This is a genomic window from Streptomyces odonnellii, assembly GCF_000981895.1.
GTDB lineage: Bacteria > Actinomycetota > Actinomycetes > Streptomycetales > Streptomycetaceae > Streptomyces > Streptomyces odonnellii.
Genome location: NZ_LATD01000159.1, coordinates 1 through 23,106, shown reverse-complemented (window position 1 = coordinate 23,106; position 23,106 = coordinate 1). Strand labels below are relative to the sequence as shown.

At 69.8% G+C, this 23,106-nt stretch carries 23 protein-coding genes; 4 read left to right on the top strand and 19 right to left on the bottom strand.

Annotation, left to right across the window (positions count from 1 at the left end; genetic code table 11):
* From dnaN to WH07_RS16315, 4 genes are all read left to right on the top strand, one after another.
* The coding region (dnaN, locus tag WH07_RS16330; protein WP_046500633.1) for a DNA polymerase III subunit beta at nt 1-813 on the top strand (813 nt) is incomplete at its 5' end.
* A 138-nt stretch (nt 814-951) separates the two neighbouring features.
* Nucleotides 952-1,731: an HIT family protein gene (locus tag WH07_RS37610; protein ID WP_079023279.1), complete on the top strand. Its 780-nt coding sequence runs from the start codon at nt 952-954 to the stop codon at nt 1,729-1,731.
* Entirely contained in the window at nt 1,728-2,411 is a 684-nt protein-coding gene (locus tag WH07_RS16320) for a hypothetical protein (protein ID WP_046500632.1), read from the top strand. Before WH07_RS37610 ends, WH07_RS16320 begins: the two co-directional genes overlap by 4 nt.
* A complete protein-coding gene (locus WH07_RS16315; RefSeq protein WP_046500631.1) occupies nt 2,408-2,935 on the top strand; it encodes a hypothetical protein in 528 nt (175 codons plus the stop codon). Before WH07_RS16320 ends, WH07_RS16315 begins: the two co-directional genes overlap by 4 nt.
* Before the next feature lie 189 nt (nt 2,936-3,124).
* Here the strand turns inward: WH07_RS16315 and WH07_RS16310 are convergent, their stop codons facing one another.
* From WH07_RS16310 to WH07_RS16220, 19 genes are all read right to left on the bottom strand, one after another.
* Complete coding sequence (locus WH07_RS16310; protein WP_046500630.1) at nt 3,125-4,114, bottom strand: ParB/RepB/Spo0J family partition protein; 990 nt, start codon at nt 4,112-4,114, stop codon at nt 3,125-3,127.
* Complete coding sequence (locus WH07_RS16305) at nt 4,111-5,259, bottom strand: ParA family protein (protein WP_046500643.1); 1,149 nt, start codon at nt 5,257-5,259, stop codon at nt 4,111-4,113. The genes WH07_RS16310 and WH07_RS16305 overlap by 4 nt, the downstream gene beginning before the upstream one ends.
* Nucleotides 5,260-5,613: 354 nt before the next feature.
* Nucleotides 5,614-9,009 carry a LysM peptidoglycan-binding domain-containing protein gene (locus tag WH07_RS16300; RefSeq protein ID WP_052744422.1) on the bottom strand — a complete coding sequence of 1,132 codons (3,396 nt, stop codon included), beginning with the start codon at nt 9,007-9,009 and terminating at the stop codon, nt 5,614-5,616.
* A 4-nt stretch (nt 9,010-9,013) separates the two neighbouring features.
* Nucleotides 9,014-9,400 (bottom strand): pilus assembly protein TadG-related protein, encoded by a 387-nt coding sequence (locus tag WH07_RS16295; protein WP_046500641.1) that lies wholly within the window; start codon nt 9,398-9,400, stop codon nt 9,014-9,016.
* A gap of 59 nt (nt 9,401-9,459) precedes the next feature.
* Nucleotides 9,460-9,912: a TadE/TadG family type IV pilus assembly protein gene (locus WH07_RS16290; RefSeq protein WP_046500628.1), complete on the bottom strand. Its 453-nt coding sequence runs from the start codon at nt 9,910-9,912 to the stop codon at nt 9,460-9,462.
* The gene (locus tag WH07_RS16285; protein WP_046500640.1) at nt 9,909-10,289 is read right to left on the bottom strand and encodes a TadE family protein; all 381 of its coding nucleotides are present in this window, start codon (nt 10,287-10,289) and stop codon (nt 9,909-9,911) included. Before WH07_RS16285 ends, WH07_RS16290 begins: the two co-directional genes overlap by 4 nt.
* Nucleotides 10,290-10,361: 72 nt before the next feature.
* Nucleotides 10,362-10,550, bottom strand: a complete 189-nt coding sequence (locus WH07_RS16280) for a hypothetical protein (RefSeq protein ID WP_046500626.1) — start codon at nt 10,548-10,550, stop codon at nt 10,362-10,364.
* Between the two features lie 21 nt (nt 10,551-10,571).
* The gene (locus WH07_RS16275; RefSeq protein WP_046500625.1) at nt 10,572-11,465 is read right to left on the bottom strand and encodes a type II secretion system F family protein; all 894 of its coding nucleotides are present in this window, start codon (nt 11,463-11,465) and stop codon (nt 10,572-10,574) included.
* On the bottom strand, nt 11,462-12,379 hold the full coding sequence (locus WH07_RS16270; RefSeq protein WP_052744421.1) for a type II secretion system F family protein: 918 nt from the start codon (nt 12,377-12,379) through the stop codon (nt 11,462-11,464). Before WH07_RS16270 ends, WH07_RS16275 begins: the two co-directional genes overlap by 4 nt.
* Complete coding sequence (locus WH07_RS16265; protein ID WP_052744420.1) at nt 12,376-13,938, bottom strand: CpaF family protein; 1,563 nt, start codon at nt 13,936-13,938, stop codon at nt 12,376-12,378. The genes WH07_RS16270 and WH07_RS16265 overlap by 4 nt, the downstream gene beginning before the upstream one ends.
* Nucleotides 13,931-14,803 carry a MinD/ParA family ATP-binding protein gene (locus WH07_RS16260; protein ID WP_046500624.1) on the bottom strand — a complete coding sequence of 291 codons (873 nt, stop codon included), beginning with the start codon at nt 14,801-14,803 and terminating at the stop codon, nt 13,931-13,933. Before WH07_RS16260 ends, WH07_RS16265 begins: the two co-directional genes overlap by 8 nt.
* Nucleotides 14,803-15,489, bottom strand: a complete 687-nt coding sequence (locus WH07_RS16255; protein WP_046500623.1) for an SAF domain-containing protein — start codon at nt 15,487-15,489, stop codon at nt 14,803-14,805. Before WH07_RS16255 ends, WH07_RS16260 begins: the two co-directional genes overlap by 1 nt.
* Nucleotides 15,490-15,519: 30 nt before the next feature.
* Entirely contained in the window at nt 15,520-16,092 is a 573-nt protein-coding gene (locus WH07_RS41170) for a hypothetical protein (RefSeq protein ID WP_052744423.1), read from the bottom strand.
* A 302-nt stretch (nt 16,093-16,394) separates the two neighbouring features.
* Nucleotides 16,395-17,087, bottom strand: coding sequence for a hypothetical protein (locus WH07_RS41165; protein ID WP_232788929.1), 693 nt, complete (start codon nt 17,085-17,087; stop codon nt 16,395-16,397).
* A 207-nt stretch (nt 17,088-17,294) separates the two neighbouring features.
* Nucleotides 17,295-18,248, bottom strand: coding sequence for a replication-relaxation family protein (locus tag WH07_RS16240; protein ID WP_046500620.1), 954 nt, complete (start codon nt 18,246-18,248; stop codon nt 17,295-17,297).
* Nucleotides 18,248-20,500: a type IV secretory system conjugative DNA transfer family protein gene (locus WH07_RS16235; protein WP_052744419.1), complete on the bottom strand. Its 2,253-nt coding sequence runs from the start codon at nt 20,498-20,500 to the stop codon at nt 18,248-18,250. Before WH07_RS16235 ends, WH07_RS16240 begins: the two co-directional genes overlap by 1 nt.
* Nucleotides 20,497-21,024 carry a hypothetical protein gene (locus WH07_RS36260; protein ID WP_052744418.1) on the bottom strand — a complete coding sequence of 176 codons (528 nt, stop codon included), beginning with the start codon at nt 21,022-21,024 and terminating at the stop codon, nt 20,497-20,499. Before WH07_RS36260 ends, WH07_RS16235 begins: the two co-directional genes overlap by 4 nt.
* Entirely contained in the window at nt 21,024-21,347 is a 324-nt protein-coding gene (locus WH07_RS16225) for a hypothetical protein (RefSeq protein WP_157877360.1), read from the bottom strand. Before WH07_RS16225 ends, WH07_RS36260 begins: the two co-directional genes overlap by 1 nt.
* A gap of 234 nt (nt 21,348-21,581) precedes the next feature.
* The gene (locus WH07_RS16220) at nt 21,582-22,685 is read right to left on the bottom strand and encodes a C40 family peptidase (RefSeq protein WP_052744417.1); all 1,104 of its coding nucleotides are present in this window, start codon (nt 22,683-22,685) and stop codon (nt 21,582-21,584) included.
* Nucleotides 22,686-23,106 lie beyond the last annotated feature (421 nt).

Below are 23,106 nucleotides of genomic sequence, written 5' to 3'. Positions count from 1 at the left end.
CTGCCCACCCTGCCCCTGGAGGAGTACCCGGCCCTGCCCGCGCCCGGCACCCCCTCTGGCACGCTGCCCGGCCCGGCTTTCGCCGAAGCCGTCACCCAGGTCGCGGGCGCGGTGGGCAAGGACGACGCCCTGCCCGTCCTCGCCGGTATTCAGCTGCGGCACGACCAGGAAGCCGGCACCGTCACCCTCGCGGCCACCGACCGCTACCGCTTCGCTGTCCGCACCCTGCCCTGGAAGAACCGCGACCTCGCAGCCGACCGCACCGCACTCGCCCCCGGCAAGGCCCTCCTGGACGCCGTCAAAGCCGTCGCCGACGACGCCACCGTCGACCTCACCCTGCCCGACGCCTCCGGTTCCAACGGCCTGTTCACGGTGCGCAGCCTCCACAGCACCACCACCCTGCGCGCCCTCGAAGGCGAACTGCCGAAGTACCAGGGCCTCTTCCCGTCCGAGTTCAACCACACCGCCACGGTGGAGATCGCCGCGCTCAAGGCCGCCGTCCAGCGCGTCGCCCTGGTCGCCAGCAGCAAGTCCCCGATCCGCCTCACCTTCACCGCCGACAGCACCCTCCGCCTGGAGGCCGGCACCAGCGACGACGCCCAGGCCATCGACGACGTCGACACCAACCTCGACGGCGACGAACTCACCATCGCCTTCAACCCCGGCTACCTCCTCGACGGCCTGAGCGCCCTCACCACCGAAGCCGTCGAATTCCAGTTCACGACCAGCACCAAGCCCGCCGTGCTACGCGGTCACGGCAGCGACGACCAGGCGCTGCGCTACCTCCTCATGCCGATCCGCCTCACCAACTGACCCACAGCCACACCCCCACACAGCGCCGCGCCCGCCACCGCCCTCGCCGCCCTGACACCCGCCCGTCTCCCGCGCGGCGGCCCGCAGCCTGCGCGGCCGCCGCGCGCAACCCCTACTTCGTACGAGCCTGGAGGCCCCGTGTACGACGTGTTCATCGACTCCTTCGGCGCCCGCTGGCAGGACCCGCCCCCGCCCCGCTACCGCGCCGCCGTCCTCGCCATCAACCTGACCGACGCCCTGCTGAACCCGCCGGACGACCCCAACCTTGCCGACGTCGTCGCCCGCCAGACCGGACAGGACGCGGGCGTACGCGACTACGTCCTCAACACCCCCGGCGCGGCCCGCATCATCAACGACGCCGTGCACGAACTCACCGCGCTCCGCGCAGCCGCGAACGGCCGCCCTGTCCAGCTCCTGGTGAACTGCTGGTACGGACGCCACCGCGCACCCGCCATCGCCGACGCCATCGGCCACCGGATGCAGGAGGCCGGCGCCCAAATCCAGGTCACCCACCACCACATCAACCGGCCGCCGGTCCCCCGCAAGCACCCGCGGCCCGACTGCCCGTTCTGCCAGATCATCCACGACGGCGCCCCGGCCACGATCGTCCACGAATGGGCCGACGCCCTCGCGATCGTGCCCCGCAGCGGCGGCTGCACCGACGGCCACCTCCTGGTCCTGCCCCGCGGCCACGTCGCCGACTTCACGACGGACCCCGTCGTCTCCGCCACCGTCCAGATGCGCGCCGCCGAACTCGCCGCTCAGATCGGCGGCCAGTGGAACTACCTCACCTCCTGCGGTGAGGCGGCCACGCAGACCGTGTTCCACCTCCACGGCCACCTCGTCCCCCGTACTGCCGGCGACGGCCTCGCCCTGCCCTGGACCCACCCCACCCGCGAACAGGAGCCCACCCGATGAAGCGCCCCTCCTTCCGTCGCTGCGGCCACGCCCCTGGCGCCCTCTCCCTCGAGGACCAGGTCGTCGTCGACGCGTTCCGCGCGATGCTCGCCGCCGTACGCGACCCGGAGCCCTGGACGCCCGGCAGCGCCCAGGACATCGCCGTGCGGGTCGGCCCGTTCATCGAACGCGCACACCCCCGCCCCGGCGACGACCACGGCACCGAGATGATCGCCGTCGCCGTAGTCCACCCCGACACCCCGCACGCCGCGGCCTACCTCCACGGCCACCAGCTCGGCTACACCAACCGAGGCTGGCTGCGCTGCGAAACCACCGCGATCCTCGGCGCCTGGCAGCCGGCCTACGCGATGCTCACCCACGCCGCCGCGAACCTGCTCCTCCCCAACAACATCGGCATGGACCCCGCCCACTACGGCGTCCACGTCGAAGCCCGCCGCAGCGACGGCACCAGCCTCACGCTGCTGCGCCTCGGTCCCTACACACAGACCTGGCTCGCCTGCCGCGCCGCCGACCGCCTCAACACCGAACTGTCGGGCCGGGCGGCCACCGTCATCCCCGGCCTCACCGTCATCGCCAAGGACGCGCCGTTCGACGTCAGCGACCACGAGAGCTACGCCGACCCCCACGGTGTCGACATCGCCGCGCTCCTGGCCGACGCCGTCGCGGGGGTGAGCGCGTGACCGCCCCGGCCCTGTACGAGATCGAGACCAGCGAGGGCGACGGCACCACGCACCCCGTCGAACAGCTCTGGACCCCTGGCGAGGACGCGGCGGGGAACGGCTTCATCGCCCACCGCGGCTTGCACGTCACCGGGCTCGATGACCCCACCGACGACCACCTCTACCCGATTGCGTTCCTCGTGCTCGGGCACCAGAGGTGGGCCGACATCATCGAGGCCGCCGCCGCGTACATGGACCGCGTCCACGGCTGGCGGAACCTCCACCTCTACCCCGGCGACGACTCGGCCGAACTCATCCCCCGCATCCCACGCGCCGTCCACACCCACGGCGCGTTCTTACGGCACCCACACCCGGACCACGACTGCGGGTGCGAGTGGGACGACACCTGGCGCATGGTCTGGGCACCCGAAACCGAGCCTGGTGCCGTTCCGGTCACCGCCATGCGGCACCCGGCCGCTCCGGCAGCGGCAGCCACGATCCCCAACCCCGACCACGGACCATTGCCCGCGACCTGGGCGGCCTGACACTCCGCACGACCGAACACGACAAAGGCCCGTACCCCCGCGAACATTGCGGGGGTACGGGCCTTTGTGTTTCAGGGAGTTGCTTCCCACTGGCCGCCCACCCCGCTTCCGGAAAGCCGGAGCGGCACGTACGGGCGATCAGATTGCTAGCGGTCTCTGGTTCCCTCTTAACCGGGTTAAGAGGAGAGATCAGCTGACTTCCTCGGCTTGGAGTAGCCAGACCAGCCTGCTCCGGTCTTCTGGCGACATGTGCTTGCGCAGCTCCCGGTCGAACCACGTTGGGTCCGTCCAGGGGAGTGCGAGCAGGAGCTCCGAGGCTTCATCAGACGGGGCGTCGTCCTTAACCGGGTTAAGGACGGAAGCGGGCTCTGGTGCGCTCTCGCGTTCCGGGATGGTCTGAGCGGGTACAGAGGCTTCCGGCGTCGGAGCGTCAGGGGCTTTGGCTGGCGCCCTGGGCTTCCGGGGTGCCTTAACCCGGTTAAGAGCCTTCTCTGCCTCTTCGCGCTGCTCGTCTTTGGGCAACCGGCCGATACGTCGCCCGTCCTTGACCTTCAGCTCTCCCGATTCCACCTTCTCCTGGAGATCCTCAGGGAGTTGGAGCAGAGCCAGGCGCTGGGACACCCAGGCCCCGGACTTGCTGAGCCGCTGGGCGACCTTCTCCTGCGTCTTATACTTGGCCAGTAGTTCCTGGATTGCCTTCGCTTGGTCCAGTGCTGGTACGTCGACCCGGTGGATGTTGGCGATCAGCGCGGACTCCAGGATGTCCGCAGCGCTCGCCGCGAGGGCGTCGTTGACATCGATACGCAGTTCCACTAGGCCCGCCAGGGTGCCGGCGGCCAGGCGTCGGTTGCCGTCGATCACGACATACTCAGCTGCCCCGATCTTCTCCTCCTGGTCGGGGTGAACTGTCAGGAAGGCTGCCCGCCGTACGACGGCGAGGGGTTGAAGCTGGCCTCTCTCCTTGAGAGAGGCCGCTGTCTCCTCTACGTCCGTCAGCTCTTCGCGCGGGTTGAACGGGTTGTGAGCCAGCAGCTTGAGTTCAACCGCCGCCGGAGGCCGCTTGCCCTCACCGCTCATGATCTGCTGACGCGTCCTGATACGACGCGGGGTCGGCTTGGTGTCCGTCCCGTCGTCGCTGACGCTGAAGCCGCGGGTGACCCGCTGCGTGGGGGGAGTCATACGGCGAGCTCCTTCGCAAGGTCGCGCATTACTTGCGCGTGTTCACTGTCAGGCGCGTACTCCAGGAGCGGGATCTCACCGTCTGCTGCCTCACGCCCCTCCTTGAGATCGCCGATCACGGCCAGGACTCCGGGAGAGCTGCTCTTCTCCCATTCGTCCTTGTTCTCCTTGACCAGCTTGCCGCGGCGGCTGTCGTAGGCGTTGACAATCAGCCCGAGGTAGTCGACCTGGATACGCCCCTTGCGGCAGAGGTCGTCCTTCTGGGACTTCAACAGACGGAAGGCGCGGTGTGACGCCTTGTTCGCCCAGACCGGAGTGATGACGCCGGACCGGTCAGCGAGTTCGCCGTCGCGGCGCCGTACGTAGTACAGCGCGGAGTCCATATTCAGCCCCAGGCTGGGCGGGCCATCGATGATGATGACGTCGTAGTCCGCTTCCAGCGGTTCCAGCGCACGTTCCAGCGCTGCCTCACTGAAGCTGACCTTGGAGAGGGCGACATCGCGCAGAAACGCGTCGTCGGACGCGGGGAGCAGATGCAGTCGCTCGCCGAAACGCTTTTGGTCCAGGGCGACCAGCAGGTCGTGTATGTCGCCCTTGGCGGAGCCGTCCATGTGCATCATCAGCGTCTCGACATCGTCCTCGTACATGAGGTCTTCGAAGCCGAGCTCCGCGGTGAGGTGTCCTTGCGGGTCGTAGTCGACCAGCAGTACGCGACGGCCGGCTTCCGCGAGGGCCTGGGCGATGCCGGAGGAGATGAAGGTCTTGCCTACGCCGCCCTTCTGGTTGGCGACTATGACTCGCACGACGGGCTGCGCCACCAACGGAGCCGTGGGGGAGGGGTGGTTGTCGAGCCACAGAGTCAGGGCCTGTGCGAGTCCCTGCACGTAGGTGATGCCGCGCTCCGAGCAGACGGCCTTGAACGCGTCAGGGCCGCCGACAGGGAGGAACGTCCCCCAGGTCTTGGCTCCCTCGGTGTCGACTTCGGGGACGTCATCGGCTTCGTACCAGGCATTGATGGCGTGCTCGGTCGCGTCCTGGATGTCCATTCCGTGCTCAAAGGCGCGGATCTTCAGATGCCTGCGCAGCTTGGGAGCGAGAGCAGTAATTAGCTTCTCTCGGTCCTCCCGGGGGCTTGGAATGCTCATGTGGCCGAACATTACTAGGCCGCCGCGCCATGACGGCGTATCCGCTGGCCGATTCAGCGCAATCGACCATCGGCCATGGCCGTTTTCAGAGTGCGTGCCTGGCGGCCGATCCTCCTGCGTGACCGGTCCTGCTGCGTGTTGCCGGTGGTCGATCCCGGGTCCGTCAGGGTGAGCTGACTTCTCTGATGCGGTCAGGCAGACCGCTTTCGGCGCCTCGCTGACGTGCAGCTTTCCGAGTGGGTCAGCAATTGGGTCAGCGTTTGTGGCGGTGGCCCGCGCAGGCAGGTCTCCATCAGGGAGGCGATCGCGGCGGTGGGCTACCGGGTCTGCAGGTGGATGACGGGAGGGTGTGACCTAGTGTCGGGCGGCCTGCACCAGGCGCAGCGTCTGGCCCGTCTCTTCGGTCATGGAGCACCCGAGTTCGAGCAGCAGGTCTTCCAGCTGACGGATGGACTGCTCGAGTCCTTCTTCATCTCCGAGCAGGGAGAGCGCGCGGAACTTCTGGCGCCACAGCTGTTCCATCTCCCGTGCGGCGTCCAGGCCGCGGGTGGCCGCCCAGAGTGCGCCTCGCCCGTCGCCGTGTTCCAGGCACCGCTCGGAGAGGTCGTCGGCCGCGTCTACGATCTTCGCGATCATGTCCTGTACGAGCGGCTCCGCCCATACGTACCGGCGGGGCGGGATCCCGGAGAAAGGCTGGCCGCGGACGAGTTCCAGCGCCTGGCGCAGCAGCTGGTCACCGGAGCTGCCGTCGGTCTGCTGGCCCGCGTGGACCAGGTCCTCGAACATCAGCCAGTCGCAGTTGACCCCGGCCAGCCGGTAACGCTTGTCGGGCTGCGCGCTGATGTGAGGCAGGTGCCGGGTGCCGTGTTCGTCGCTGCCGAGCCACCTGCGTACGTCGGCGGTACGGGCATTGCGGGTGTCGCGGGTGACCCGCCCGTTGGGAGCGAGGACGTCATCGAGCTGGTGGTGGTCGGCACCGGGATGGAGGACCAGCCATGCGGTCAGCTCCAGGGCCACGGTCCGGCGGTTGGTGGCGATCGTCCCCCGGGCGCCGTGTAGGTCGACGGGACCGAGCACCTGCACCACTGGACCTTCGGGAGCTGGCTGTTGTGTACCACCGTCGGGTTCGGCGGAAGGCCCGGGGAGGCGGGCGCTGACCCGGGGGCCGGGCGTGACAGCGGGCAGCACGGCTGCGGAAGGGGAAGTCGCCGCCGCGGGAAGACCGCGCTTCCTGGTGTCAGCCGTGGGGCAGGCGGCGGCCTTCGGTTCGTTGATCGCTTCGCTGTCGTCTTCGTCTGCGTCGTCTTCGAGGTCGGCGAGAGCGGCCAGCGGCCCGGCCCGGTGTTCCTTGCTCCCGGCGCCCGGCTGTGGACCGGTCTCGTCCGGTGCCGTGACCGGCTCCTCCACCGCGGGGGCGGGGGTGGGCTCGATCCAGTCGTCTGACGGCGGAGCGGCGGCCGGTGTCTCGGGGGCGGGAACGTCGCCAGGGGAATCCGCGGTCAGTGCGAGTTCCAGAATGTCGATGTACTCCTCGTCCGAGCACGCCGACAGGGTGATCCGCACGTCGGTGCCGGGCACGGTCACATACGGCGCGTCGGTGTCCACCACCCACGCCTCGTCCCGGCCGGTGAGGGGCGCGTGGCTGCTGGTGAGAATCGCCATCGCTGTCCGGGGCTGCTGCCCGAGCAGTTCCCACAGCCGGTCGGCCGATTCCGGATCGGGGCAGCTGTCCAGATCGGCGAGCACCATCAGGGGCCAGAGCTCGCCCATAGCCTCCACCGGCCGGGCCTGCGCGAGATCGCTCTCTTCCCCGAGCGCGGCCAGTGCCTCCTGCTGTTCGGCGTGGTGCAGTTCGACGGCCCGTACCGCGCCGGACAGCTCCGGGTACGGGGTGACCCGCTGGCCGTCCAGCATCGACAGGCCGGGAGCGGTGTCCTCCCCGGCCACGGCGAGTTCGATCTGCCCGGCCAGCGGAGACAGCGCCAGCGTCATTCCCAGGGTGCGCAGCACCTGTTCCCGGACCGTTCCGGTCAGGTGGATCGCACCGAGCCGCTCCAAATCGGCGAGGACGATCCCGCCGTCGTCGTCCGCACCGAGAGCAGCGAGCGCCGGGTACGGAGGGTCGACGTCCCGGAGCTCCGCCTGGTCCAAGAGCTCACCTGTGTCGGCCGGGCACCACCACACATCCATCCGGCCCGGGTCCGCGGTGAAGGGTCGCGGCGGCGCGGCTGCTTCACCGAGGTGGAGCCGTGCCCCCTCCGCGCCCAGCTGGACGACCACGAGATCGGGCAGAGGGCGCTCCTGCGCGGCGAGATGTACCGCCGCTGTCCGCAGCATCGCGTCCAAGCGCAGCAGTTCCTCACTCGCGTCGATGCTCCGCAGCACCGATTCGGTGGCGGCCGCGCGTCCCGTGGGCATGGCGATCCGGCGGCCACGGCGGCGACGGCGCTGCTGCATCACCCGCCGTCCGGCCAGGAACAGTCCCACGGAAGCGGCCAGCGCTCCTGTGCCGGCCAGCGCGACGGCAACGCTCTGCGAACCGCTGCCCTCCGCCGCGTCCTTGACCTGCGCCGCCTGCCCGGGGCTTGTGCGGGAGGGGCGTACGTCACCGCTGGGAGCAGGACTCGTGTCCTGCCCGTTCTCCGCGGGCGGCGCGCTCTGCTCCTGCCCGGAAGGCTTCGTGGCGGGCGCCGACGGCACCGTGTTCTCCGCTGCGGGGGGTGTGACCGCATCACTGGACGGCGCGGCCGGCTTCTCTTCGGTTACAGGCGCCCGGTCGTCGTGCTGTTCCGGCTTGGGCGTGGCGGGCTGAGCGTGCGGGAGGTCGAGGCGCTGGCCGGGCAGGATGAGATCCGGATCATCGAACGTGCCGCCCCCTGGCTGGGGTTCACCCTCGTTGGCCGCGTAGATGCCGGGCCAGTCGGTGGGCTCCCCGTACGTGTCAGCGATCGTCCAGAGGCTGTCGCCCTTTTTCACGGTGACGCTCTCCGGTCGCTCAGGACCGTCCGTGACAGGGCCGGTGGAGCTGTGGTGGTCCGAGCGGTCGGCGTCGGCCGCCGCCTCGGAGGCCGCAGGAGGAGCCGTCGCCTGGGAGGTGACGACGGGCCGTGCGTCCGCGGGCAGCTTGATGACTGTCCCTTTGGGCAGGTAGGCGTCGCCGGCCACGAGTTCGGGCACGTCCGGATTGAGGGCGGCAAGGTCCTTCCAGCGTTGTCCGGCACCGAGGTACTGCTGCGCGAGATCCCAGGGCGCCTCCGTCGATGTGGTGACGGTGTGGGTGGGCCCGCTGTCCTTGGCCGGGGTGCCTGGGGCGCTGGCAGGAGCGGAGCCCGGCCCCGTCTCGCTGACCATCTGAACGCTGGTGGCGGCGATGGCGGGGGAGGTGGCCGCGGACGCGGCGGTCGGTGCGAGCAGCACGATGCTGCCGATCAGGAAACTGGCGAGGGACTGCAGAGGGCCCAGGCTTTTGATCCGGGGTGCGGAGCGGCGCCGGAGTACGGCGCCGATCTCCACCAGCACGGAGTAGGCGAACGCGCCCCAGCCGGCCCAGCCGATGCAGGTGAGGGCGACGAAGAACAGGGTTCCGTCGTCCCGGCTCAGCAGGAGGTCCCAGCCGCCGGAGAGTTCGGTGGGCTGGTGACCCACCGCCAGCAGTACGTAGGGGACACCGCCGACCAGGGCCACCAGGAGCGCGAGGCCGAACAGGGCGCGCAGGGCCATACCGGCGGCGCGCAGGGGGGCGGGGGTCACGGCGTCAGCCTCCAGCTTGGGTCTGCAGATGGGCTTCGGCGGTGCCGGTCACGGTGATGGTTCCGAGACCGAGCAGGGAAGCGAAGTGCGTGTTGTACGTGTCGGTCACGGTCACGGAGAGGGTCTGTCCGCCGTCGGTGATGCTCACGTCGCCCTGGACGTCGGCGGCGGCGAGGTAGTCCTGGGCGGCGCCGACGGCCGCATCGGGGTCGATGGTGATGGCGGTGCCCTCGATCGCCTGGGCAGGATCGAGCTGCTGACCGGCCGTGCGGGCGGCTTCCTGGGCGAGGGAGGTGGCGCGGGATCCGGCGTTGAGAGCGCCGCCACCGTCGACGAGCAGACCCATGACCATCATGATCGCCAACGCGGAGAGCGCGAGGAACAGAGACATGGAACCGCCGTCGTTCGCGGCGCGGAGACGACGCCGCACGAGCGTGCGCAGGCACGTGATCACTGACGCCCCCGGTAGGTGTCGAGAGGGCTGGTCCACCGGGCGGTCAATGTCTTGGATCCGGGCAGGCCGGGAAGCCCGATGTCGGCGAGGTTCGCGGTGCACGCGATCGTCGCGGTCACCGTGGCGTTCTCACCGAGGTCGATGCTGTAGCCGGAGGTGTCCACCGCGACGCTGGTGGTCCGGCAGGTGACGCCCTCACCGCTCAAGCTCCGGTCGGCCGCAGCCTGCGCCTGGGCCTGGGCGCTTCCGGCGTCACGCTCCAGTGACGCGGCACGGGCGGCCGCGTGCGCGGCCGAGTCGACGGCGCCGTCGGCATTCACGATGCGCCCGAAGGCGACCATCAGCCCCAGCAGGGCGATCACCACGGGTGCGAGGACCGCGGCCTCCACCGAGTAGCTGCCCCGGGCCCGGTGCTCGGGTGCCCGCAGGCAGGCACGGAGGCGGGTCACGGGTTCGTCCAGCGTTCGATCGGACCGGCAGCGTGCTGGGTGACATCCAGCTCCAGTCCCGGGACCAGGGTGGCGACGCTCCCGGTGACGGTGATGCGGATCTCCTCGGCGGTACTGCCGGAGGACGACACCTGGGCGCCGCGCACGCTGTTGCCGTAGCGGGAGAGGAACTGCTGGGCCTGGGAGACGCCGTCGCCCGGCCCCGCCCCGAACTGGCGCCCCGCGTCGGCGCCCTGGCGGGCGGCGGACTGAGCGACTTCGCGTGCGTGGAAGTAGAAACCGACCTGGATCGCTGTGAAGACCAACGCGAGTACGACCACGGCCAGGACCGCGAACTCCGGGCTGGCGACGCCCGCGTCGCCACGCAGCCGATCCACGAAGCGCCACCGTCGCCAGGTACCTGTCTGTACGGACACTGTCCTCCCCCTTTTCTCTCGTCCCGTCCGTGCTCAGCCGCCGTTGATGATGCCGATCTTCTCCATGAGCTTGGTTCGGATGGCCAGGACCAGCAGGCCAGCACCGACCAGCAGCGCTCCGGCAATGAGCGCCATCTCCGTGCTTGTCTGTCCGGCGTCCCGGCCGGCCTTGAGCTGCTCGAAGCGGCTGCGGATCCATACGGTCAGGAATCGGATGTTCATGAGTTCTGTGCTCCTTGCTGTTCAGCTGCCGAGGATGGTGATCGTGACGGGGATCATCACGAAGGTGAGCATGAGGATCACGCCGAAGGTCACAGGCAGGACCATCGCGGCGGATGCCGCGTTGGCCTGGGCCTTCGCGTCGGTGAGCAGTGCGATACGCAACTGCCGGGCCTGGGCTTGAAGGGTGGCGTAGACGGCGGCGCCGTCTCCGGCCAGGGCGAGAGTGTCGGCGGGGCGGGTGAGCTCGGGGATGTCGAGTTCGTCACCGAGCTGCTTGAGTGCCTCCCACGGCGTGACACCGGCCAGGTCCGCCTGGCGGAATGCCTGACGCATCCGCACGAAAATCCAGCCGTCGCCGACTTCCGCCGTCTGCGTCAAAGCCTGCGCGGCGCCGCTGTTGGCAACGCGCGCCAGCGCCACCCGCTCCAGGTAGGAGGCGGCGGAGTGCCGCACGACCAGACGCGCCGCAGCCGCGTCGCGCGCCACGTCCCGCCCGGGCCAGACCCAGAACAGCACGCCCAGGAGCAGAGAGAAGAAGACGGGGACCGTGAACGGGAAGGGTGTGCCGGCCAGGGCGAGGAGGGCCTGGAGCAGCTGCGGCAGGAGCAGCCCGTACAGCGTGAACAGCACCCGCCTGCCCAGATGTTCAGCGGGGGAGATCCGCAGCAGGTTGAGGTCTTTGACCGGCAGGGTGATCCGCCCGCCGACTTCCCGCAGGAGCCGGGCGCCGACCCGCTCGGGAAGTGAGCCGGTCACCGCCGGGGCGGTGCCGGGAAGCGCGGGAGTGAACTTGCTGGCGTCCAGCCGGTCCAGGGCACTGGCCAGGTCCGGCTTGGCGGGCCAGGCCGCTCGTACGGCGAGCCCGATCAGCGCGCCGGCGGCGGCTGCGGGCAGCATGGCCTCCATGGGGATCATCGGGCGCCTCCTGCGGGGATGGTGAACTGGGCGGGCAGGGGATCGAGGAGGCGAGGGTCGGGGTTCGTGCGGGCGATGCGCCGCAGCCAGGACAGGGTCCAGGCGAACAGGGCACCGAGTACGGCGAGGACGATCTGTCCGACGGGCGACTGGTACCACCCGGACCAGGCCCCGTTGAGCATGCAGCCGGTCACGACCAGGCAGATGACGATGGACACCATGCGGGAGTTCTTCCGGACCTTCTCCCGGTCAGCTTCGATATCGCGCGCATCGGCGGCCTGCTGATGGATCGTGACGGCGAGTGCTTCGAGCGCGTCGGACAGCCCTGGCCCTTTGTAGACAGCGTGGGACTGGAAGAGCAGGACCACGTGGTCGCTGACACCGTCGGCCAGTTCGTCGGCGAACAGCGCGAACGCGTTGTGCGTGTCCACCCCGGCCCGCAGCCGTTCGGCCAGGGCCCGCACGTTCGGGGCGATCGGTCCGGGTGCTGTCTTCGCGGAGGAGAGGATCGTCTGGGTGAGGCTGATCCCGGCCGTGTGGATCCCGGACAGGTGGTTGAGCCACTGGCCCAGCGCTTCGAGGCGCTCGATACGCACCTTCGCGGCCGTGCCCGGGTTGAGGACGAACGGCAGCCCGAGGATCACCGCACCGGCGAGCAGCCCGTGGACGGGCCACCCGGTCCATGCCCAGACGGCCAGGGCGACGATCCCGGCCGTGATGACCAGGTGCCTCCAGCGATCCCGCCACTTCTGTGGAAGCTCCGCCTTCGCACGCTGGACCCGGCCGGCCAGACGGGGCGCCGGTTTGACGGGGTTGGGTACACGGCCGCGCGCCTCCCGTACGGCGGCGATTGCGGCGAGGAGGGCGAGCACGGCGCAGCAGGCCGCGACCAGGGCGAGTTGGGATGTGGTCATCGCGGGCTCACTGTCTGCAGGGGAGGGCCCCATGCGGCCAGCGGATGTCTGGTCAGCCAGCTTCGGTCGAACTTCCCCGTACGTTCCAGGTCGGAGATGAAGGCGCTGGACGGCATGTTCTGGAACACGGCGCGCGGCTCACCCGCCGCCGTATCGGGGGCGAAGATCTCGCTGGTGGTGGGCCGGCCGCCCTCACCCACGACGTCGTGGACCTCGTAGATATGGGAGACGAACCGGTGCCGGCGGCCGCCCCGGCCGGTCTCGTCCAGGTAGGTGAGGTAGACGACGACGTCGATGGACGACGCGATCAGGTGGTGGGCGGCCTCGGTGGCCGTACCGGCCTCCGTGCACAGTTGCACGAGCCGGGAGACGATGGCGTGCGGGCGCCGCACATGCATCGTGCACATGCTTCCCGAGCCGCCGGCGGACATCGCTTGGAGCATCGGCACGATCTCCGTGGACCGGACCTCACCCACGATCACCCTGGTGGCGTTGTAGCGCAGCGCCGTGGCGAACATGTCGGAGAGGGTCACTTCACCGGCCAGCCGGTTGTCTCCGGACCGCTCCCCGTTGGACTGACGCGCTTCGAAAGCGAACGTCACCGGGCCCGGCTTGGGCCCGGGCTCGTCCAAGTACAGCTCGCGGTCGCTCTCCAGGGTGACGAGCCGCTCCGCGGGCGGGATCTCCCGGCCCAGGGCACGCAGCAGCGAGGTTTTCCCGGCGCCCATGTCGCCGACAACCAGCACGTTCATCCGGGCGTGGACACAGGCGATCAGGAACGCCTCCAGCAGGGGGTTGATTGATCCCCACCGCACGAGTTCGGCGATGCCGTGCTGGCGGATCCGGTGCCGGCGGATGATCACGGAAGGCCGGCTCGTCAGCAGAGATGCGGTCACACGGGAGCCGTCGGGCATCCGGAAACCCACCATGGGCGTGCTCTGCGTCAGTCCGCGCTCGCCGTGACCGGACAGTCTGGCCATGCGGTTGACCCAGGTGATCAGTTCGTCGTGGGAGTCGGCCACCCGCTCGATCGTGCGGCGCGGCTTGTCGTAGTACTCCACATGCGCGGTCAGCCCGTCGACCATGACGTCCTCGACCCCGTCCTCGTCCAGCAGGGACTGCAGACGGCCGCCGCGGTACATGGCGTCGAAGACCGCTCGGGCGATCGTCTCCTCCTGCGCCGGCGTCAGCGGGGTGTTGCCCTGCGCGTACATGGACGACCAGGACGCGACGGCGGACGTGGTGAGGGAGCGGGCCAGGGCCCGGCGGTCCGGTTCTTCCAGGAGACGGTCCGGATCGCGATCGGTCAGCTCAGCGGACACCTTGGACTGCAGGTCCTCGATGACGTCCCACCCGACCGGCAGTTCACCCGGCAGACCCGCCAGCCGCGGCACCGAACCCGGGTCGGCTGCGGCCTGTTCAACCGGATCAGCCGGCGGGGTGCCCTGCTCGGGCGGGCGGCGCTGCGCCATGCGGTTGGTCAGCAGGTGCGCGAGCCCGTCACGGTCCAGTGGCGCTGTGTGGCCGTTGGCACCGGGGCGCTGATGTGTGTCAGCCACGGTTGCCTCCGCGGTTGGCCGTCAGGCGCTGCAGGACACCGGCCAGCTGGGGGTTGACCCGCCGTGCCGGGTACTCCTGCTGGATCCGGCGCCGGGACGCGGCTGCCTCGAAGGCCCCCGTCGCGGTACGGGCGTGACGCAGCAGTGGGCTGCGCGCGTAGCCGCGGGGCGGCCGGCCCCCGGCGGTGAGGTATCCGGCAGCGTCCGGATCCCATGGAAGTGCCGCCAGCACCGGAGCCTTGAGAGCGTCCGCGACCTGGTGGGCACGGTACGAGCCTTCTTCCACGAGTAGCAGCCCCAGGGCATTCGCCCCGGACCCGTGCGCATCCAGTTCGGCACGCAGCGGCTCGATGACATGCCGGGCCAGCGTCAGGGACTGATCCGTGCCACGCACCACCAGCACGACGAGGTCGGCGTGGTGGAGCAGCGGCGCTGGGGTAAGGGCCGGGTGCAGCTGGCCTGATTCCAGGGCGAGCCGCCCGGCGTCCACGAAGACGTCGTGCCCGGCGTCGGTGGCCAGGACCTTCATGACGTCCGACAGTGCCGGCCATGTCCGGCTGAGCGCGGCGGCCTGTGCCGGATCGGTCAGGCCGGGCAGCAGCTTGCGGTGCCCGGCCTCATCCATGGGCCACAGATGGGAAGCGACGGCGTTGGCGAGTGCTTCCGGGCCGGTCCGTTCGGCGGCTGCGAGGTGGTAGAGACCGAACCCGGCGGTGACCTGGCCCCGCATGAACCCGGCGCGGATCGTGCCGCCCGCTGGGTCGCACTCAGCCAGCAGACTCGGGCGCGTGGAGGCCAGCGTGAGGGCGAGCGCCGCGGTGGTGACCCCTGAGGACTTGGCGGAGGTGAGGACGGTAACGGGCATCAGCTGCTCCGCGGTTCGCGCACGAGAGCGATACGGCCCATCGCGGCGCGCGTGGCAAGCAGTGGTCCGTCGGTCTCAGCGACGGCGAGGTTGACCACGACCGTGCCCGACGCGTCAGGACGGGAGACGGTGACCACGCTCGCCTTGATGCTCGTGGGCGGCGCCTCGTTTTCCGGGTCGGTCTGCTCCCCCTGCGCTGGTGTGGTGACGGCGAGGACCTGGTCGCCGGGGGCGAGCGTGCCCGCGGGGGCCTGGCCGCGCTTCACCTGGACTCCGACCTGCTGCCGGTCATCGCCCAGGCCTGTGCCTGCGGTCAGTTGAGAGGCGGTGAGCAGGCCGCCCTTACGGAGATCGACGGCGGGCCGCTTGCCGATCACGGCGGCCTTGTCGTCGGCGGGGACCGGAGTCAGCGCCGCGTCGGCGGAGACCTCCGCGACCGTCAGGTCCCCGTCCGTCAGGGCCTGCCCTGCGGGTACGTCGCGGGCGACGGCAAGGACACGGGCGCGGTCGCTGGCGGAAGTGACTGCTGCGGCCGCGCCCAGCGCGCACATAACGGCCAGTACGACGCACAGAGCGACGACGGCCCAGCGCCGCTCACGCTTGACGGGAGCCGTGGTGATGGGAATCTCGGGACGGGCCGGGCTCTGCGGGCGTGGCACTGAGGGCGCGGCGGCTGGGAATTCCATGCGGAAGGGACCTCTCGATGGTTCAGGGGGCTAGTTGAGGACCTGGACCTCGGCGACGGTGATATCCACCGCGCTGTCGCGGATCTCGGTGAGCTGGCCGGTCTGGCCGCCCCCAGTCACCTGCCAGTCGATCGTCCAGGTCGACGTCGCCGTGACGTGGAACCGCCCGGACGGGGTCGTGGAAGACGGGACGCTGTAGCGATGCCCGCAGTCAGGGGACGGCTTCTTTCCGTACGACGCCGTGTACGGGGTCCCGGAAGTGGTGCAGGTGACGGTCGCGCCGTCGCCCATCCGCCAGACGATGCGCGAGACACGCGCCGTGGCACTCACGCTGACGGGGCCGGCTGAAGCGGTTGCTGTGTTCGGTCCGTAGGTCTCGGCACCGGTTGTGGTCCACATGTAGACCGGCATGCCGACTACGCCCCGGCCGCCGGGTTTCGGCGTGATACCGATTGCTGGTCCACGGAGCCGCATTTTGTCGACAGCTCGCTGGGCAACGATGGCGGGGTCGATCGCGGGTTCTGCGGCGGGTTGTTCTTGCGACCAGAAGATCCGGATTACCGTGGTGCCTGCGGGGTTGTCCTCGTAGAAGCAGCGTTCCACGTAGACGGCGCCGTCTCCGGGCTTGTGCCCTTCCCACACGGAGCTGCCACCCGGGGGCTGGGGATCCATTTTCGAGTAAGTGCAGACCCAGCTGTTGCCCTGATCGCTTCCGGTTGACCCTGACTCTTCTGGTCTGTCGTCACTTGAGCCGCCGGGTTGCCGCGGTGGTTCAGCGGGTGTCTCAGCACCCACGCAGACAAACGGGTCGTCGCACGGTTCCCCGCCGGAGGCTGCAAGGGATGCAGCAGGAAATGCCAGGGCAGCCACAGTCGGCAGCGACGCTGCGAACGGGCCCCATCTGCTCAGCATGGCTTCTCCTGCGGGTCATCCTTGATGACCCTCCACCCCTCGGGCCATTGCTCGACAGTCGAGACGATGACGTACCTCGTCAGGCGATCCGAGGGAAGTGGTACGGGCTTGTTGCCGGCCCGTTCGACTACCTTCCATCGTGTGATGTCCAGGCAGCTGGACAGGGTGGCGGTCGGCACGTCGCGGCTGATGTCCAGGTGGGTCACGGTTGGGTTCGCAACGGTGACGCTGCCGGTCATCTTCTGGCCTTTGGCGTACCTGTTCTTGGCCGCGTCCTCCGCGACGAGAAGCGCGGATGCGGCGGCGTACTTGTTCAGATCCGTACCCTGGGATTTCCCGCTTGCGAAGGTCGCCTCCATCTCTTTCCAGTACGCCTGATACGTGGCGATGACCTGTGTCTTGGCGGTCTCGGAGGGATCGGCGGACGTGGACGACTTGATTGCCGACGGGGTTGGTGACGCCGATGCGTTGTCTGTCGAATCACCAGAACTGCATGCGGATGCAGCAGCGAGTGCGACGGCGACGAATAGCTGAACCGTCGGCCGGACTCGATTGCGGTTGTGGGGTGTTGCTCGATCTGGTTGTTCCAACGGTTTCACTGCGCCCCCATGTCCTTTGATGGATTTGTCGACCACGTGGTGTGTGCGGCGCATGGTGATGGCCGCGTTGCGCACCTCATCGGCCACAAGTGGCTGGCCAGGACCCACACGTTACGCAATGGATCCTCAACAACCCAGCCTGTAATTGCAGTTCAAATATGCGGGGCGTGCATTAAACCGGCACAATCCGTACGCCGATCTTGCATCGCATATTTCACTCTGAACATTTCATCGGGCCATCAGATCGGAGACTGCGTGCCTTCCCCGAGAGGGAACGGCACAGCGAGCTCCGAGTCATGTGGCGGCTTCGGCCTTGGAAGAGGCGAGCAGTACATCCGTGGGGCCCCCGCTTCCCGTCACGGGCGTCACGATGGGAGCGAACGGCCCTTCCTGGCAGAGCTGTTGAAGCGTGGTGATACCGGCAGCCAGCATCCCGGTGCGGCGCAGGCGCGGGTCCGTGTCGGCCACGGCGCGCAGGTCGTCGGCCCGGCGGGCCAGCGCGTGGGCTGGAGCCCCGGTGAGGACTACGAGGAGCCGGGGGAACGCCGGATAACGATCCCGCCACGCCTCCCGGTTTCCCGAGGCGTTGTTGTGATGCCGGCCCGGGGAAGCCTGGGCGGTGTAGGAGGCATAGCGGGCGTAGGCGCTGAGCTTCCTGCCGAGGCGGGCGACCTGCATCGTGGCGCGGTCGACCTCGATGAAATACGTCAGCAGCTGGCGGCGGCCGTCCTCGGTGGTCCGGGTGTAGCGCAGGACGGCATCCGGGATGAAGAACGCGTCGTCGCCCAGGCGGTTCTCGCCGTCGCGGATGCGGTGGGCGAGTTCGGGCTCCCAGTCCAGGGGGCCGCATTCGTCACCCAGCTCCCGAGCCCACTGGGCGAAAGCAAGCCCGGTGTCGACGATCGCGAGGGTGTGCTCCTGGAGCTGCGAGGCCGCGGCCTGCGGACTGATCCGGTAGGCACGGGCAGTGACCTCGCCGCTGCGTTCCACGATCTCGGAGCCCAGCGGGGTGATGTACCAGAGCAGCTCGCTGCGACCCATGCGGCCATTACGGCGCACCGTGGCCTCAGCAAGACCCAGAGAGCGCAGGAGACAGAGCTGACGCAGCAGATAGACGGGACGGCGGGTGTGCGGGGTCAGTAGCTGGTGAAGCTGACTCGTGGCCAGCAGACGGTGCTGATAAAGCACGGGCAGGAGCTGCTGTGCCAGGCGAGGCAGCGCGGCCCGGCGGTCGATGGGCTGGGACATCAGGCGACCTCGCTGTGCGAGCCGGTGCCCGTCACGGGACCGGCGGGGGACGGCCGGGTGAGATGGGTGATCAGAAGGTCGTCCAGGCCGGGGTTCGTACCGTCGTCGTCGCCGTCCAGGCGGGCGAGGATCTCCCCGACCGGCTGCCGATCGAGGCTGGCATCGATGGCGGCGGTCAGGCGGTGCAGGAGATCGGGGCGGTGGTAGTCGGCGAGGACCTGGTGGACCGCGACGCTTCGCACCCGGAAAGGGCTGGTGCGCTCGCCACGGAGCATCGTGGACATGACGTAGCGGTACTTCCCCATCTGCTCCAACGTCTTGGCGGCGATGCCGGGCAACCGCCTGGTGACGAAAGACGCCTCTTCGGTGTCCGCAGCGGTCGCCGACAGCAGGGACTGGTTCTGCATCAGCGCCTGACGCGTCTCCTCGGACAGGCGCATGGCCATCTGAGTGAGCCCCATCAGCCTGAGCTCGTACTTGCGGAGCTGCTCCAGGATCGCGGCGAGGTATCCGCGGGAGGCCCCGTCGATCGCGGTGAGCTCGTCCGCGAAGGCGAACTGCGTCTCCAGCCCGTCTTGGTCGCGCCCCTCGCGGGACAGGCCGGCCAGGAACAGATCGAACAGGAGCAGCGACGTGATGATCTGATCCCCACCCCCAGTGCCCGAGCAGCGCAGCAGCACGATCTTGTGCTCGTCCATGGCGCGGCGGGCGTCGTAGCTGGACCGCGGCTGGCCCAGGAAGGCCCGCAGCGAATCGGAAGTCTCCAGCTGCTCCAGCACCTGCGTGACCACCGGGACCGCCTCGCCGGCGTACCGGGGGAACGTGGTGCGCCAGAACCGGCGCAGCCGAGGCGGCAGATGTTCCAGCACCGTCGCGCGCCATTCCTCGTCCGTCAGCAGCCTGGGAATCGAGAACACGGTGGGCTGCAGGTCAGGCCGGCCCAGCTGGCACATGTGCAGCGCCAGGTGCGCCATGACCTGAACGGAGTGCGAGAGGATCGCCCGCGCTCGCGGCGCCCGGTCACCCCACCCCTGCGCAGAAGCAAGGCCCCCGACGACAGCGCCGATCACGTCCTGGATCTGCGAGGCGTCCCGGCCCTCCATCGACAGCGGATTCCACGACGCGATCCGCTCAGACGGCTTCTTCACGCTGAGATCGATCAGCTGCACCCGGTCGGCGACGGCCGGGTGCGTCAGATACGGCAGCGCCCGATTGACGGCCGCGCCGTGGGGATCGAGAAACCAGATTCCGAACCCGGAGTAGGCCAGGGTCAGCGCCTGGAGCAGCGCGAGCTCGCTCTTACCGAACCCCGACTTCCCGAACGACGCACCGAACAGGACGTCCTCCTGCGGTACGGCGGCCAGCCGCACCCGGCCGTCCGTCCCGGTCACGATGCCGAGCGGGACTACCCCGGGCTGCCCCGTCCACGTGGGCAGCTGCATCGGTGCCGGCGGCACCACACCCCCGGTCCGCACCACGTTCTGTGCCGAGCAGTGCACCGAGGGCGGTTTCAGCAGCGCGGCCACCTCCCGCGAGGTCACCCACTGGCGCCTGGCCGGGGCGAACTCGCCCGTGCGGTAACGCCGCTCGAACCCCGCACGCCGCCACCACACGCTGCTGTACGGACGCCACCCAGTCCGGCGCGGCCCGACCGGCCGCCACCAGTTCTCCCCGGACCAGGCGTCCATCACCGCCATCACCTGGTGCAGCCGTGCCTGCGCCTCAGCCGGATGGCCCGCCGTCACCCGCACCAGCACCTGCACCGCGAACACCTGGGTATCCGAGGCCGGCAAGAACTTCCCGACGCTGTCAGCCAGATCGGTCTGCCGGGGCAGCCGAGCAGACCGCCCTCCGAACTGCTTAACCGCCGGGCGCCCGGCATCGAGCCCCTCCATCACGGCCGACCACAGCGACGCACCCCGACCGCCGCCCGTCCCGCCACCGAGCTGCTCCCCGTACGCGGACGGACCGCGCTGCTGCGCGCGCCGCATCAACCGCCGCCGCCACCGCGCCACCCTCCGGCCGCTCACCGGCACCAGATCCACGATCAGCTCAGCCTGTTCACCGCCCGCACTGTTCACATGGGCACAGGCGGTGGCCATCAGATGCAGGGGATCCGGATCGAGACTGGCAGCCGTCAGCCGCCGGTGATCGGGGCGGGCCAGCACCAGCTCCGCCCGCGCCACATACTGCTCCCCGACACCCGAGTCGCCGGACCGCACGGACTTCTCCAGCCGTACACGCCTCGTCATTTCCGCCCCTTCGCTGTGCCCACGGTGTTCTCTGCGGGTTCCGGATCCAGCGGGGGGACTGGGGGGACACCGTGAAAGCGGATGCGCGGGATCTCGCTCTCCCGGACTCCGCCGTCCATGACATCGACATCGGGGAAAGCCGGCAGCCTCAGCAGGGCCGCCGCCCGGGTCGGCCCCTCCAGCCGGTATGCGACCTTCCCGTCCACACAGGTCAGCCGCACCCGCACCCCGGCCGCCCGCCGTGGCAGCCACCCGCCTGTCGACGGCACCCGCGCGAGGCGCGCCGCGTGCCGCTCGACCTCCTCCACCGTCGGGTCGAACGCCTCAGCCGGAACCAGCGTGACCACCGTTCGCTGCCGAAGTACCGTCCGCGCGCGTTGTCGCCACCACACCGATGCCCCGGCCCATATCCCCAGCGCGGTACCAGCGGCCAGGGCCAGCCACCAGATCGCCGCACGCAGCTGCTCGATCCATCGGCCAAAGCTCTCGGTGAAGTCGGCGTACGCCTGGATCCCGCCGGGCATCAGCAGCCCCCGCCGGTCGGGAACCGCGGCGGGCGCCGGCGGTGCCGCGCCCTCGGGTTTATCCCACGAGCCAGGTCGGCCAGTGCGCACCAGGCCCAGCGCGAGTAGAACCCGCCGCAGATCATGGCCAGCAGCGGCACCCACGGCCAGCCGCGCCGTTCTGCGGCGGCCGTCGCGGCGGATTCCCCTATGCCCCCTGGGATATTGCGGAGATCACCACCCCACCACCAGCCGTGCACGAACCCGACGACGAAAAGCACCGCCGCCAGCCATCCGCACAGGTCGACCACGACATCCACCGCCGCGTCCCGACGTGACTTCATCCCCATCACCACCCGCGCTCCGGCGGCTCGCTGCCGCCTCTCACCCAGACCAAGGACTCAGAGAGTCAGGAACGTGACGGCGAGCAAGACACCGTCTCAGTCGGCGGGCGGTGGAGACGCGCCGTTAGGCGGCGTCACCAGACTGCGCAGCGTTTCGGCGTGGTGTTGGCCGGACAGTGCGGCGTACCGGTCAAGCTTGGCCGGCCTCAAATGAGAGGGTGCTCCCCCAGCCCCTCAACCAGCAGCAGAGACCACGCGCCGCACGTCCCAGGGGTACCGCTCCCAGTAACCCCGGATCGAGGTGATTTCCACATTTTTTCCGCTTCTTGGGGCGTGGACCATCTGATCACCACCGAGGTAGAGGCCCACATGACCCCAGTTGCCGTCGTTGTTGATGACGATGATGTCGCCGGGCTGCATCTGATCCTTGGTGACGGGGAGCCCGGTGCCACGCTGGGTCTGTGAGGTGCGGGGGAGCTTCACCTGGCCGCCAGTGCCCTGGTAGAGGGCGTACTGGGTGAGGCCGGAGCAGTCGAAGCCGCCGCCGGTGGGCCCGCGGAAGTTGCCGCCGCCCCACACGTACGGCTTTCCGAGCTGGGAGAGGGCGGCGTTGATGACGGCCTGGGCGCGTGCCGATCCGGCGGCGGGCGGGCTGCTGGCGGCCTGGTCGTACTCGTGGATGCGGGCGAGGACCTTCCGGTAGTAGGCCTCGGAGCGGTTGTAGGAGAGGATCGCGCGCTTGAGCTGGGCTGGGTCGGTGAGGTCCCGGGTTCCGCCGCCGCACAGGTATCCGGCCGCGGCGAGCGTGGCGTCGAACGCGTTGTGCGGGTCTTTTACCTGGTCGCTGTTGCCGTCGCGGCCCGAGCTGGACCAGGTGGCGGGGATGAACTGCATGGGGCCCACCGCGCGGTCGTACGACGCGTCGCCGTCCAGGCGGCCGCTGTCGGTGTCGTTGTGGACGCTGGTGTTCTCGCCCAGACCGGAACCGTTGAGCGGAACGCCGATGATGCGCGGGGTGATGTCGCCGGAGGCGGAGACCGTGCGGCCCTGGGCGTGGCCGGACTCGATGGCGCCGATACCGGCGAGGATCTGCCAGCGCATTCCCGTGCAACGGGGCCGGATCTCGGGGGTGCGGGCGGCGGCGGAGGAGTAGGCGGAGAGCATTACCGCCGGAATTCCGGCGACGCTCGCCGGCACCTGCTCGCCCCAGGCCTGTTCCTCGTCCTCTTCGGAGTCCGCGGCCAGAGCGGAGGCGTAGGTGAGGAAGGCCAGCATGCTCAGGAGGACGACCGGACAGGTCACGAGCAGGCCGATTCCGATCCAGTGCGCGCGCTTCACGGCCGGCCGCCTCCTTGCGGTCGGCGCGGCCGTACCGGCGGAGGCTGCCTGCGTGCGGTGCGGGGCCCGGGCGCGGCTGGCGGAGCGGGCGGTTGGGGCTGGGCAGGGGGAGTGGCGCGGTTCACCCGCATCCGGTGCAGGCGTTGCTGCAGCGCAGCCTGCCGCGCTGAGGCGGCTGGCTGGGACGGGTGCGGCGGCACCCTCCGGGGCGCCCGCTGCACGGCAGGGCGGGGAACAGGCCTGGGCTGGGGCGGCCCGGCGGGGCGTGGTCCGGGCCGGGGAACGGATACCGGCCTGGTGCGCCGCGGGGCGGGTGCGGACCGGGGCGGCAGCCCGCGGTGGATACGTACCTGGTTGGCCGCCCAACGGCCTCCGATGTTCGTCCAGTACTCGTTGGTGAAGTTCCGCGCCGCATCGACAC

Excerpts from the sequence above, each read along its gene's own strand:
- WH07_RS16295 (WP_046500641.1), bottom strand. The coding sequence starts at position 9,400 with ATGTCTCTGTTCCTCGCGCTCTCCGCGTTGGCGATCATGATGGTCATG.
- WH07_RS16320 (WP_046500632.1), top strand. The coding sequence starts at position 1,728 with ATGAAGCGCCCCTCCTTCCGTCGCTGCGGCCACGCCCCTGGCGCCCTC.
- WH07_RS16235 (WP_052744419.1), bottom strand. The coding sequence starts at position 20,500 with ATGACGAGGCGTGTACGGCTGGAGAAGTCCGTGCGGTCCGGCGACTCG.
- WH07_RS16305 (WP_046500643.1), bottom strand. The coding sequence starts at position 5,259 with ATGAGCATTCCAAGCCCCCGGGAGGACCGAGAGAAGCTAATTACTGCT.
- WH07_RS16280 (WP_046500626.1), bottom strand. The coding sequence starts at position 10,550 with ATGAACATCCGATTCCTGACCGTATGGATCCGCAGCCGCTTCGAGCAG.
- WH07_RS16310 (WP_046500630.1), bottom strand. The coding sequence starts at position 4,114 with ATGACTCCCCCCACGCAGCGGGTCACCCGCGGCTTCAGCGTCAGCGAC.
- WH07_RS16270 (WP_052744421.1), bottom strand. The coding sequence starts at position 12,379 with ATGACCACATCCCAACTCGCCCTGGTCGCGGCCTGCTGCGCCGTGCTC.
- WH07_RS16260 (WP_046500624.1), bottom strand. The coding sequence starts at position 14,803 with ATGCCCGTTACCGTCCTCACCTCCGCCAAGTCCTCAGGGGTCACCACC.
- WH07_RS16255 (WP_046500623.1), bottom strand. The coding sequence starts at position 15,489 with ATGGAATTCCCAGCCGCCGCGCCCTCAGTGCCACGCCCGCAGAGCCCG.
- WH07_RS16275 (WP_046500625.1), bottom strand. The coding sequence starts at position 11,465 with ATGATCCCCATGGAGGCCATGCTGCCCGCAGCCGCCGCCGGCGCGCTG.
- WH07_RS16240 (WP_046500620.1), bottom strand. The coding sequence starts at position 18,248 with ATGTCCCAGCCCATCGACCGCCGGGCCGCGCTGCCTCGCCTGGCACAG.
- WH07_RS36260 (WP_052744418.1), bottom strand. The coding sequence starts at position 21,024 with ATGCCCGGCGGGATCCAGGCGTACGCCGACTTCACCGAGAGCTTTGGC.
- WH07_RS16225 (WP_157877360.1), bottom strand. The coding sequence starts at position 21,347 with ATGAAGTCACGTCGGGACGCGGCGGTGGATGTCGTGGTCGACCTGTGC.